General features: G+C 61.7%; 15 protein-coding genes. 7 read left to right on the forward strand and 8 right to left on the reverse strand.

Features of this window, described 5'->3' with window-relative positions:
* The 4 genes from GIW02_RS26115 to cysG all read left to right on the forward strand — a co-directional run.
* Window positions 1-575, forward strand: a 575-nt coding sequence (locus GIW02_RS26115; protein WP_456362092.1) for an AAA family ATPase, incomplete at its 5' end; no start/stop codon positions are given.
* Window positions 575-949, forward strand: coding sequence for a fluoride efflux transporter CrcB (gene crcB / locus GIW02_RS26120; protein ID WP_003232122.1), 375 nt, complete (start codon window positions 575-577; stop codon window positions 947-949). The genes GIW02_RS26115 and crcB, both read left to right, overlap by 1 nt.
* Window positions 950-965: 16 nt before the next feature.
* Window positions 966-2,246 carry a serine--tRNA ligase gene (serS, locus tag GIW02_RS26125; RefSeq protein ID WP_236419358.1) on the forward strand — a complete coding sequence of 427 codons (1,281 nt, stop codon included), beginning with the start codon at window positions 966-968 and terminating at the stop codon, window positions 2,244-2,246.
* The gene (cysG, locus tag GIW02_RS26130) at window positions 2,247-3,641 is read left to right on the forward strand and encodes a siroheme synthase CysG (protein ID WP_236422182.1); all 1,395 of its coding nucleotides are present in this window, start codon (window positions 2,247-2,249) and stop codon (window positions 3,639-3,641) included. It begins immediately after the preceding gene.
* A gap of 148 nt (window positions 3,642-3,789) precedes the next feature.
* Here cysG and GIW02_RS26135 read toward each other — a convergent pair whose 3' ends face one another.
* The 6 genes from GIW02_RS26135 to tusD form a co-directional block, all read right to left on the reverse strand.
* A complete protein-coding gene (locus tag GIW02_RS26135) occupies window positions 3,790-4,791 on the reverse strand; it encodes a glutathione S-transferase family protein (RefSeq protein WP_236419839.1) in 1,002 nt (333 codons plus the stop codon).
* Between the two features lie 88 nt (window positions 4,792-4,879).
* A complete protein-coding gene (locus GIW02_RS26140; protein ID WP_236419841.1) occupies window positions 4,880-5,881 on the reverse strand; it encodes a glycosyl transferase family protein in 1,002 nt (333 codons plus the stop codon).
* Complete coding sequence (locus GIW02_RS26145) at window positions 5,878-6,213, reverse strand: TusE/DsrC/DsvC family sulfur relay protein (RefSeq protein ID WP_236422183.1); 336 nt, start codon at window positions 6,211-6,213, stop codon at window positions 5,878-5,880. Before GIW02_RS26145 ends, GIW02_RS26140 begins: the two co-directional genes overlap by 4 nt.
* Window positions 6,210-6,488: a sulfurtransferase complex subunit TusB gene (gene tusB / locus GIW02_RS26150; protein ID WP_236419364.1), complete on the reverse strand. Its 279-nt coding sequence runs from the start codon at window positions 6,486-6,488 to the stop codon at window positions 6,210-6,212. The genes GIW02_RS26145 and tusB overlap by 4 nt, the downstream gene beginning before the upstream one ends.
* A complete protein-coding gene (gene tusC, locus GIW02_RS26155; RefSeq protein WP_236419365.1) occupies window positions 6,488-6,838 on the reverse strand; it encodes a sulfurtransferase complex subunit TusC in 351 nt (116 codons plus the stop codon). Before tusC ends, tusB begins: the two co-directional genes overlap by 1 nt.
* Window position 6,839: 1 nt before the next feature.
* A complete protein-coding gene (gene tusD / locus GIW02_RS26160; RefSeq protein WP_236419366.1) occupies window positions 6,840-7,232 on the reverse strand; it encodes a sulfurtransferase complex subunit TusD in 393 nt (130 codons plus the stop codon).
* A 157-nt stretch (window positions 7,233-7,389) separates the two neighbouring features.
* On the opposite strand from tusD, the gene GIW02_RS26165 reads away from it, so the two are divergent.
* Window positions 7,390-8,571, forward strand: coding sequence for a CaiB/BaiF CoA transferase family protein (locus GIW02_RS26165; protein ID WP_236419367.1), 1,182 nt, complete (start codon window positions 7,390-7,392; stop codon window positions 8,569-8,571).
* 23 nt (window positions 8,572-8,594) lie between these two features.
* Here the strand turns inward: GIW02_RS26165 and GIW02_RS26170 are convergent, their stop codons facing one another.
* Both GIW02_RS26170 and GIW02_RS26175 read right to left on the reverse strand, forming a co-directional pair.
* The gene (locus GIW02_RS26170) at window positions 8,595-9,089 is read right to left on the reverse strand and encodes a SprT family zinc-dependent metalloprotease (protein ID WP_236419368.1); all 495 of its coding nucleotides are present in this window, start codon (window positions 9,087-9,089) and stop codon (window positions 8,595-8,597) included.
* Window positions 9,090-9,217: 128 nt separating this feature from the next.
* Entirely contained in the window at window positions 9,218-9,820 is a 603-nt protein-coding gene (locus GIW02_RS26175; RefSeq protein WP_236419370.1) for a Yip1 family protein, read from the reverse strand.
* Between the two features lie 366 nt (window positions 9,821-10,186).
* On the opposite strand from GIW02_RS26175, the gene ttcA reads away from it, so the two are divergent.
* Window positions 10,187-11,011, forward strand: coding sequence for a tRNA 2-thiocytidine(32) synthetase TtcA (gene ttcA, locus GIW02_RS26180; protein ID WP_236419371.1), 825 nt, complete (start codon window positions 10,187-10,189; stop codon window positions 11,009-11,011).
* A gap of 67 nt (window positions 11,012-11,078) precedes the next feature.
* Window positions 11,079-11,750, forward strand: a complete 672-nt coding sequence (locus tag GIW02_RS26185; protein ID WP_236419372.1) for a DNA-3-methyladenine glycosylase I — start codon at window positions 11,079-11,081, stop codon at window positions 11,748-11,750.
* Window positions 11,751-11,916: the final 166 nt, after the last annotated feature.

Genomic DNA, 11,916 nt, shown 5'->3' on the forward strand with positions numbered 1-11,916 from the left:
ACCAGCTCTCGGCGTTGCACAAATCCGTGCGCGGCTCCAACCCGGACGGCGCGCTGTACTGGTTTGCGCGGATGATCGACGGCGGCTGCGACCCGCTGTACCTGGCGCGCCGCGTGGTGCGCATGGCCAGCGAAGACATCGGCAACGCCGACCCGCGCGCCCTGAGCCTGTGCCTCGCCGCGTGGGATGTGCAGGAGCGCCTCGGCAGCCCGGAAGGCGAGTTGGCGGTGGCCCAGGCCATCACCTACCTGGCGTGCGCGCCAAAAAGCAACGCGGTGTATATGGGCTTCAAGTCGGCCCTGCGTGCGGCGGCTGAATACGGCTCCCTCGAAGTGCCGCTGCACCTGCGCAATGCGCCCACCAAGCTGATGAAGCAGTTGGGCTACGGCGACGAATACCGCTACGCCCACGATGAGCCGGATGCCTACGCCGCCGGCGAAGATTACTTCCCCGATGAGCTTGAGCCGCTGCCGCTGTATCAGCCGGTGCCCCGTGGCCTGGAGCTGAAGATCGGTGAAAAGCTCAATCACCTCGCCCAGCTTGACCGCCTCAGCCCGAAACAGCGGAGAAAGTAGTGCTCAAGACGATTCTTGCCGTGTCCGCAGCCGGCATCGCTGGTACATTATTGCGTTTCGCCACCGGTACGTGGGTCAGCGCCAATTGGCCTAAGCATTTTTATGCGGCGACCCTGGCGGTCAACCTGGTGGGCTGTTTGATTATCGGGTTGCTGTACGGCTGGTTCCTGCTGCGCCCGGAAGTACCGATTGAAATTCGTGCCGGCTTGATCGTCGGCTTTGTAGGCGGTCTGACGACCTTTTCATCCTTTTCACTGGATACGTTGCGCCTGCTGGAAAGCGGGCAGGCCCTGGTCGCTTTCGGCTACCTGGGCATCAGCGTGTTCGGCGGGCTGCTCGCCACCTGGGCTGGCCTGTCCTTGACCAAACTTTGATAAACGAGAGACCGACATGCTCGATTCCAAACTGTTACGTAGCAACCTTCAGGACGTAGCGGACCGCCTGGCATCCCGTGGCTTTGCCTTGGATGTTGCGCGCATCGAAGCGCTGGAAGAACAGCGCAAGACCGTCCAGACCCGCACCGAAGCACTGCAGGCTGAGCGTAATGCGCGTTCCAAATCCATCGGTCAGGCCAAGCAGCGCGGTGAAGACATCGCGCCGTTGATGGCGGATGTCGAGCGCATGGGCACCGAGCTGTCCGACGGTAAAGTCGAGCTGGACAAGATCCAGACCGAGCTGGATTCGATCCTGCTGGGCATCCCTAACGTGCCGCACGAATCGGTGCCGATTGGCGCTGACGAAGACGGCAACGTCGAAGTGCGCCGCTGGGGCACGCCGAAAGCCTTTGATTTCGAGATCAAGGACCACGTCGCCCTGGGCGAATTGACCGGCGGCCTGGATTTCGAAACTGCAGCCAAAATGTCCGGCGCGCGCTTTGCCTTGCTGCGCGGCCCTATCGCGCGCATGCACCGCGCCCTGGCGCAGTTCATGATCAACCTGCACACCGCCGAGCACGGCTACGAGGAGGCTTACACCCCGTACCTGGTTCAAGCCCCGGCGCTGATGGGCACCAGCCAGTTGCCCAAGTTCGAAGAAGACCTGTTCAAGATCAGCCGCGATGGCGAAGCCGATCTGTACCTGATCCCGACCGCCGAAGTGTCGCTGACCAATATCGTGTCCGGCGAAATCCTCGACGCCAAGCAACTGCCGCTCAAATTCGTCGCCCACAGCCCGTGCTTCCGTAGCGAAGCTGGCGCGTCGGGCCGCGACACCCGCGGCATGATCCGTCAGCACCAGTTCGACAAAGTCGAGATGGTGCAGGTGGTCGAGCCGTCGACCTCCATGGAAGCCCTGGAAGGCCTGACCGCGAATGCCGAGCGCGTCCTGCAACTGCTGGAGCTGCCGTATCGCGTACTGGCACTGTGCACCGGCGACATGGGTTTCAGCGCTGTAAAAACCTACGATCTGGAAGTGTGGGTGCCGAGCCAGGACAAATACCGCGAGATTTCGTCGTGCTCCAACTGCGGTGATTTCCAGGCCCGACGCATGCAGGCGCGTTTCCGCAACCCGGAAACCGGCAAGCCGGAACTGGTGCACACCCTCAACGGTTCCGGCCTGGCGGTAGGCCGTACCCTGGTGGCGGTACTGGAGAACTACCAGCAGGCCGACGGTTCGATCCGCGTTCCTGACGTGCTCAAGCCTTACATGGCGGGCGTTGAGGTCATTCGCTAAATGGAATTTCTGCCGCTGTTTCATAACCTGCGCGGCAGTCATGTGCTGGTCGTCGGTGGTGGGGAGATTGCCTTGCGCAAATCCCGCCTGCTGGCCGACGCCGGCGCAGTGCTGCGGGTGGTTGCTCCCCAGATCGAAGACCAGTTGCGTGAGCTGGTGCTGGGCAGTGGCGGGGAACTGATTTTGCGCGGTTATCAGGAGGCCGACCTGGAGGGTTGCGTCCTGATCATCGCGGCAACGGATGACGAGCCACTGAACGCGCAAGTGTCCAGTGATGCCAAGCGTCGTTGCGTACCGGTCAATGTGGTAGATGCGCCGGCCTTGTGCAGCGTGATCTTCCCGGCGATTGTCGATCGTTCACCCTTGGTGATCGCGGTGTCCAGCGGCGGCGATGCGCCGGTGCTGGCGCGCTTGATCCGCGCCAAGCTGGAAACCTGGATCCCCTCCACCTATGGCCAACTGGCCGGGCTGGCGGCGCGTTTTCGCGCGCAGGTCAAAGGTTTGTACCCGGACGTGCAGCAACGCCGCGCGTTCTGGGAAGAGGTGTTCCAGGGCCCGATTGCCGACCGCCAATTGGCCGGGCAGGGCGATGAAGCCGAGCGCCTGCTGATCGAAAAGGTCAACGGCGCGCCGCCGTATGCGCCGGGCGAGGTTTACCTGGTGGGGGCAGGCCCCGGTGACCCGGACCTGCTGACCTTCCGCGCCTTGCGCCTGATGCAGCAAGCCGACGTGGTGCTGTACGACCGCCTGGTGGCCCCGGCGATCCTGGACTTGTGCCGTCGCGATGCCGAGCGCGTGTATGTCGGCAAGCGGCGCGCCGATCATGCGGTGCCGCAAGATCAGATCAACCAGCAATTGGTCGACCTGGCCAAGCAGGGCAAGCGCGTGCTGCGCCTCAAGGGTGGCGATCCGTTCATCTTTGGGCGCGGTGGCGAAGAGATCGAGGAACTGGCGGCCCATGGCATCCCGTTCCAGGTGGTGCCGGGGATCACCGCAGCCAGCGGTTGCGCGGCGTATGCGGGGATTCCGCTGACCCATCGTGATTACGCGCAATCGGTTCGCTTCATCACCGGGCATTTGAAGGACGGGACATCGGACCTGCCTTGGAGTGACCTGGTAGGGCCGTCGCAGACCTTGGTGTTCTACATGGGGTTGATTGGCTTGCCGATCATCTGCGAACAGCTGATCAAGCATGGGCGCGCGGCGGATACGCCGGCGGCGTTGATCCAGCAGGGCACCACGTCGAACCAGCGCGTGTTTACCGGCACCCTGGCCGACTTGCCACGCATGGTGGCGGAGCATGAAGTGCATGCGCCGACACTGGTGATCGTGGGTGAAGTGGTGGTATTGCGCGAGAAGCTCAAGTGGTTTGAAGGCGCTCAATCCCAAGTGTGATCGCGTTCTCGTGGTGAGCACCTGTGGCGAGCGGGCTTGCCCGCGTTGGGTCGCGCAGCGACCCCGGCACTGTGCCTGAATAAATACGGGTGTCAGATTTTGGGGCTGCTTTGCAGCCCAACGCGGGCAAGCCCGCTCGCCACAGAGCTTAATGGGTGCTGACCACCGATTTTCCGCTCAGTTTGTCGCGATCATGAGCGCCCTCGAATGGCTGCAACGGCCCCTTGGGCACAATCCCCGTGGGGTTGATCGTCCGATGGCTGGCATAGTAATGCCCCTTGATATGTTCAAAATCCACCGTCTCGGCCACGCCCGGCCACTGATACATCTCCTTTAACCAATTCGACAGGTTCGGATAGTCCGCAATCCTGCGCAGGTTGCATTTGAAGTGGCTGTAATACACCGCATCAAAGCGAATCAGCGTGGTGAACAGGCGCACATCGGCTTCGGTCAGGTATTCACCGGCCAGGTAGCGATGGTCGCTCAGGTGTTGTTCCAGGTGGTCCAGCTCGGCAAACACGTCATCAAACGCGCTTTCGTAAGCCTTCTGCGAAGTGGCAAAGCCTGCGCGGTACACGCCGTTGTTCACCGCCGGGTAAATTCGCTCATTGAGCGCGTCGATGGTCGGGCGCAACGGCTCGGGGTAGAAATCCAGGGTATTGCCGGTCAGCGCGTTGAACGCGCTGTTGAACATGCGGATGATTTCCGCTGATTCATTGCTGACGATGCGCTTGAGCTTTTCGTCCCACAGCACCGGCACCGTGACGCGCCCGGTGTAGTCGGCGGTATCGGCGGTGTAGCGTTGGTGCATGAAGTCCAGATTATCCAGCGTGTCGCCGCTGGAGCCATGGGCCTTGTCGAAGGTCCAGCCGTTTTCCAGCATCAGCCAACTGACCACGGACACGTCGATCAGGCTTTCCAGACCCTTGAGCTTGCGCAGGATCAAGGTGCGATGGGCCCAGGGGCAGGCGAGGGACACATACAGGTGATAGCGCCCGGCCTCGGCCTTGAAGCCACCTTCGCCACTCGGCCCCGGCTGGCCATCGGCGGTCACCCAGTGGCGGCGTTGCGCCTGCTCCCGCTGGAACGCGCCCTCTGCGCTACTTTCGTACCACTGGTCTTTCCAGTGTCCTTCGATCAGCAAACCCATGACTGGCTCCTTGGCTAATAAGCGTTGGAGCCCAGTCTAAAGGGATGAGTTCGAACTAAAAGCGCAAAGTCCGGGCGTGAATGATCGATTAAATCGATTTGTCCCGCGCCGCCCAGTATTGCTGGGCCACGTCGAAGGCCTGTTCACGGGGGTGGCCGAGGCCGCGCAAGGCCAGTGCCATGGTGGCGATCAGCGCCAGTTGCGGGTAGCTGTCCTCGACCTCGCCACGCCACAACGCCTTCAACTGCTCGGGGTCGAGGGTGGCCGGCTTGACATGGCGTTGGGCGGAGAGGGCGGGCCACTCCTCGTCCCAGCTGGCGCCGCCGGTGGTGCCATACAGGTGGCTGATCGTGTCGGGGTTGATCTCGACTTCACCGCCGTCGCCCTTGACCACAATCACGTTGTCGCCGAGCAGGCCGCTGGCATCGCGGTGCACGCCCTGGTAACCCGGATGGAAAATGCTTTGCAGGCCCAGGCGCGCATTCAGCGGGTTGAGCAGGCGCGCCAGGGAGTGGATCGGCGAGCGCAGGCCCAGCGTGTTGCGCAGGTCAATCATGCGTTGCAATTGCGGCGCCCAATCGCCCAGCGGGATAAACGCCAGGTTGCCTTGCTCATAGGCGGCCTCGACCTGTTGCCAGTTGCGGCACAGCGGGATCTGCAAACCTTGCAGCAATTGTTCGGTGTACAGCCGACCCGCCGTGTGCGCGCCGCCGCCGTGCATGAGGATGCGCACGCCGTTTTGCGCCAGGCACTTGGCTGCCAGCAGGTACCACGGCAGGTGGCGCTTCTTGCCGGCGTAGGTCGGCCAGTCGACGTCCACATTCAGCGCCGGGGCGTTCAAGCGCTCGCGCACAGCCTCGGTGAAACCGGCGAGTTCCTCCGGGCTTTCTTCCTTGTGGCGCAGCAGCATCAGGAACGCGCCGAGCTGGGTGTCCTCGACCTTTTCGTCGAGCAGCATGCCCATGGCCTCGCGAGCTTCTTCACGGGTCAGGCTGCGCGCACCGCGCTTGCCTTTGCCCAGGATGCGCACGAATGGCGCAAACGGGTGCTCGGCAGGGGTTTCGAGGGTCAGCGGGGCAAAGTCGGTCATAAGCAATTCGTCGGCCTGGGCAGGCCCGCCAGCTTGGCGGCGAGTTTGGCGGGAGTGCCATTGAACAGGTGGTTGAGGTGCAGGCTGTTGCCCTTTTGCGCACCCAGCTTCAAGGCGGTGTACTTGATCAGCGGGCGTGTGGCCGGGGACAGCTGGAACTCGGCGTAGAAATCGCGCAGCAGTTCGAGAATTTCCCAATGGGCCGGGGTCAGTTCCAAGGCGTCGGCAGCGGCCAGGGCGTTGGCCACATCGACGGACCAGTCATTCAGGTCGACGAGGTAGCCGTCCTTGTCCAGTTCGAGGGTGCGTTCGCCTACGGTCAGGGTGTTCATAGCCAGGCGTTGACCTTGTCGTAGTCAATCGACAGTTGCACAAAACCTGGGTAGTCGACGCTGTCGGCCCAGTCGGGCAACGGCAGGTTGCGCGCCTGCATGTCTTCGGCCAGCACAAACACCTTCACGCCCTTGGTGTGCAAGGCCGCGCTGTGCAGCGCGTAGGCGCCGTCGCCGCAAAGCAGGATCGCGTCTTGGGTGCCGCAGACCCGCAGGCAGCTGTCGAGCCGGCTATCGGTAAAGGGCGAGTGAGAGAGCACATGTAAAGTCGACATCAGAGGGTCATCACTTGGTCGTAACGGTCAATCAGTTGGGAGATCTCGTCGTTGCTCAACGGTTGCGCATCGCTGGGGGGCGTCAAGCCTCGGGCGGCCAGGCTGTGGCGGCAGGCGAACACGTCGTCGACGCCGAACAGCCCCAATGCCTGCAAGTTGGCACTGAGATCTTTTTGCTGCACGGCCTTGGCGTTCTGCTGCGGCGCCAACTGAAACACACCGTCATCCAGGAACAGCAAGCCGATCGGAAGATCGAATGCGCCGCCGGCCAGCACGATATCCAGCGCTTCGCGCGCGCCCGGGCCGGACCACGGCGCCTGGCGGCTGATCACCAACAGGGATTTGGACATCTCATGGCCCTCCAAAACAGATCAAACGGTCGGCGGCCTGGGCAGCGTCGTGCAATTGCCCAAGGCCCGACAGCGCCCACGGCGCATCCAGGTTGACCGCGCTGCGCTGATAGCGCGCGGCTTCCTCGGTATTGAGCACCCCACGGCGCAGGGCGGCGGCGATACACACCACACCGTCGAGCTGGTGTTGGCTGACAAACTCGCGCCATTGGCGGGCAATATCTTGCTCGTCCTGGGGCGTAACCAGGTTATTGGCGGCGTTGAAGACACCATCCTGATAGAAAAACAGCCGCACAATCTCGTGGCCACCCGCCAACGCCGCCTGGGCGAACAGCAAGGCGCGGCGCGAGGAGGGCGCGTGGGCGGCGCTAAACACAGTAATTGCAAACTTCATGGAGCACTCTGCAAGCAAACGTGGGCCAATGATAAAGCCGCCTGCGCGAAAAAGCCCGCCATGATCAAAACGGTCACGGTTGGTGATCGTTCTGACGATTGCTGGCAGGCGCCAGGGTGCCTAGTCTATGGGGACTCAACACCCAAATGGAGTCTCCATGTCAGGTCCCTTGGCGTCCCTCAAAGTATTGGATTTTTCCACCTTGCTGCCTGGCCCGTTTGCATCCTTGATGCTGGCGGACATGGGCGCCGAGGTGCTGCGTATCGAGTCGCCCACGCGCATGGACCTGCTGCGCGTGCTGCCGCCCCACGACCAGGGCACGTCGGCGAGCCATGCCTATCTCAATCGCAACAAGCGCAGCCTGGCGCTGGACCTCAAACAGGCCGAGGCGCTGGAGATCGTGCGTGAGTTGGTCAAGGACTACGACATTGTCCTTGAGCAGTTTCGCCCTGGGGTGATGGAGCGCCTTGGCCTGGGTTATGAGGCATTGAAGGCGATCAACCCGCGGCTGATTTATGTGTCCATCACCGGGTACGGCCAGACCGGGCCCTACAAGGACCGCGCCGGGCACGACATTAATTACCTGGCACTGGCCGGAGTGGCCAGCTACACCGGGCGTCACGACAGCGGGCCTTTGCCCCTGGGCGTGCAGTTGGCGGATATCGGCGGTGGGTCGCTGCATGCCGTGGTAGGGCTGCTCGCGGCCGTTATCGCCCGCCAGCAAAGCGGAGTGGGGCAGTACCTGGATGTGAGCATGACCGACTGCTCGTTCAGCCTGAACGCGATGGCGGGCGCGGGGTACCTGGCCTGTGGGGTGGAACCGGAGCGAGAAAGCCATGTGCTGAACGGCGGTAGTTTTTACGATTATTACCGCTCGCGGGATGGCCGCTGGATGTCGGTGGGCAGCCTGGAGCCGGCGTTTATGCAGCAACTGTGTGCGGTGTTGGGGCGGCCGGAGTTGGCGGCGCAGGGGTTGTCGCCCAAGCCTGAGCAGCAGAAGGCTCTCAAGCAGGCGCTGCAGGTCGAATTCGAGAAGCGCAGTTTTGATGAGCTGTGTGCGCTGTTTGCCGAGGTCGATGCTTGTGTGGAGCCGGTGTTGAGCCTCAGTGAAGCGCTGGAGCATCCGCAGTTGAAGGCGCGGCAGGTGGTCAGCCAGGTGCCGAGAGGGGATGGCTCGACCCAGGCGCAGATTGCTTGCCCGTTGAAGTTTTCCGAGGGGTTGCCGGCGCCTCGGCATATTGGTGTGGCTGTCGGCGCACACACAGATGAGGTGTTGGCAGAATTGGGATTTACTCCTCAGAGCATAGGAGACCTGCGGCAGGCCAGGTTGGTTGGTTGACTGGTCTGGCGCTATCGGGGCCATTATTCCACCCGAGTTTCCCCGGTAAACACCAAGGTATGCCGACACCGCCGACACAAATACCTTCTTCCCTGAGCCACCATTCCATGGCGCTGCGCCGAAAACGGAAAGTCACTGTCCGCACACGGGCAACGGTAGATGTAACGAGTCACCTGGCGGCGTTTCACCGCATAGGTGTGGCAGCGGTCCGGCGGCAGTTCGTAAACCCCGCGCATGATCAATTGCCATTCCTCACCATGGGGCTGGATGCGCTCGCCGAATAATTGGTGAGCGATCAGGTGCGCGACTTCGTGAGCCACGGTCTGTTTGAGGAAATGTTGGCTGTTTTCACGGTAAAGCTGTGGGTTGAAGCGCAGCAGGTTTTCGTGCAAATGCGCGACACCGGCCTTCTGGCCCCGCAGCTTGAGGCTGACCTGGGGGCGTTTGAAGCTTCGTTTGAAAAAGGATTCGGCTTGCAGGAAACAATCTTCGACGCGGGTATTGAGTTGCTCGGGCATGCTGTACATATCTCCAGAGGCGCCCAGTATGCCGCAAAGCTGAGTGTTTCCGAATCTGTCAGGCGCCGAATGGTCATGCATAACGCACAAAGCCACCTTGCGGTGGCCTTGCCTTCCGTTTCAAGCGGTCAGTTGGTATAGATCGGGCCTACACCCAGGCCCCAGACGATCACGGTAAACGCCATGATTGCGACCAGTACCACCAGCCCGACGGCCAGTATCGAACTGGAAAACAGGAAACCCTCATCCGGATCGATGCTCATGAACGTCGGTACGCCTACGTACAACAAGTACACCGTGTAGCAAATCGCCGCGGTGCCCACCACCATGCCCAACCACATGTGCGGGTAGAGCGCCGCCAGCCCGCCGATAAACAGCGGGGTCGCTGTGTAGGTGGCAAAGGCCACGCACCGCGCCATGCTGGGATTGGCGTCATAGGTGCGCGCCATCCAGTGGATGAATGCCCCCATCACCGCCACGCCGCCGAGCATGGCTGCGTACGACATGAGGGTCATCCACAGGGCGCTTTCCTGGGTCAGCATCACCGGCGCACGGTTGCCGATGACCCAGCCGACCTGGGTGGTGCCGATAAAGGCCGACACGGCGGGAATTGCCGCGAGAATCAAGGTATGAGTGAGGTACATGTGGCTGATGCTTTCTTCTTTATCGCCACGGATTTCCCGCCATTCCTGGTCGGGATGGGTAAAAAGCCCCACGACGTGATGGATCATGCCAGTCACTCCTGTCGTTATTACCATCGCCCCCCATCGGAGCGCCCACGGGCCAAATGGCCACAAAGGTCTGGATAGTGATGTGCGACCTTACGTCGCAGTATAGAAAGGGATGACCGGAAAAACTGTAGGGCTTTAGAGCGAATTGCACTGTAAACATTGGTGCTAATCGCGGTGAGGTCTGTGAGGCAAGGCGCGATTGGAAATGTGGGAGCGGGCTTGCTCGCGAAAGCGTCGTGTCAGTTGATACATTCATCACAGGTACAGCGCTTTCGCGAGCAAGCCCGCTCCCACATTGGATCTCGACCATTCTTGGCGTTAAAATGCCCGGCTTTTCGTCACACACCTCCAGCGGATCCAAGCGCCATGGGCACTCTTACGGTCAACCAGAACAAACTGCAAAAACGCCTGCGTCGCCTGGCCGGTGAAGCAGTCGCCGATTTCAACATGATCGAGGACGGCGACAAGGTCATGGTCTGCCTCTCCGGCGGCAAAGACAGCTACACAATGCTCGACGTGCTGCTGCACCTGCAAAAGGTTGCACCGATCCAGTTCGAGATCGTCGCCGTCAACATGGACCAGAAACAGCCGGGCTTCCCCGAACACGTGCTGCCGGCTTACCTCAAGGCGCTGGGCGTCGAGTACCACATCGTCGAAAAAGACACTTACTCGGTGGTCAAGGAACTGATCCCGGAAGGCAAGACCACTTGCTCGCTGTGCTCGCGCCTGCGCCGTGGCACGCTCTACACCTTTGCCGACGAGATCGGTGCCACCAAGATGGCCCTGGGGCATCACCGCGACGATATCGTTGAAACCTTCTTCCTCAATATGTTCTTCAACGGTTCGCTCAAGGCCATGCCGCCCAAGCTGCGCGCCGATGACGGGCGCAACGTGGTGATCCGCCCGCTGGCGTATTGCAACGAGAAGGACATCCAGGCCTACTCGGACCTCAAGCAATTCCCGATCATCCCGTGCAACCTGTGCGGCTCCCAGGAAAACCTGCAGCGCCAGGTGGTCAAGGAGATGCTGCTGGACTGGGAGCGCAAGACCCCAGGCCGTACCGAAAGCATCTTCCGCAGCTTGCAGAATGTGCAGCCGTCGCAGTTGGCCGACCGCAACCTGTTCGACTTCAGCAGCCTGAAAATCGACGAGAGCGCCGCCTCGCGCTTCGTTAATGTTGTGAACCTCTGAGCCCATTCGACGCTCTGACAAACGGCGCTTGCGAGCGCCGTTTTCAATTCAATTGCCAGGAGAGGGCATGCGCGATTACAAGTGGCTGCACGAATATTGTCTGAACCGTTTCGGTTCGGCGGCCGAACTCGAAGCCCATCTGCCCGTACCCAAGACCCCGGCGCAATTGCGCAAGATCAGTGATGATCGCTACCTGTCGACCCTGGCGCTGCGCGTGTTCCGCGCGGGCTTGAAGCACAGCGTGGTGGACGCCAAGTGGCCGGCGTTCGAGCAGGTGTTTTTCGGTTTCGATCCGGAAAAAGTCGTGCTGATGGGCGCTGAACACCTTGAGCGGCTGATGCAGGACACGCGGATCATCCGCCACCTCGGCAAGCTCAAGAGCGTGCCGCGCAATGCGCAGATGATCCTGGATATCGAGCAGAAGAAGGGCAGCTTCGGCGCCTTTATCGCCGACTGGCCGGTGACTGATATCGTCGGGCTGTGGAAGTACCTGAGCAAGTACGGCCACCAGTTGGGCGGGCTGTCGGCGCCGCGCTTTTTGCGGATGGTCGGCAAGGATACCTTTGTGCCGAGCTATGACGTGGTGGCCGCGCTGAATGCGCAGAAGATCGTCGACAAGGCGCCCACCAGCCTGCGCGACCTGGCGACGGTGCAGGGCGCGTTCAACCAGTGGCATGCCGAGAGTGGGCGGCCGATGTGCCAGCTGTCGATGATGTTGGCGTACACGGTCAACCACTGATCAGTGCTTAAGGGTGACATGGCTTGTGTGGCGAGCGGGCTTGCCCGCGCTGGGCTGCGAACGGCGCCCCCGGGCTCCTGTAGGGCCGCGCGCTCCAACACGGGGGAGCCCTCGTCGCCCACAAAGCCGCTCCCCACCACAAGCCGCCGGCTTCGTTAGCCAATCG

The sequence above is a fragment of the Pseudomonas syringae genome, from assembly GCF_021606685.1.
Lineage (GTDB): Bacteria > Pseudomonadota > Gammaproteobacteria > Pseudomonadales > Pseudomonadaceae > Aquipseudomonas > Aquipseudomonas syringae_R.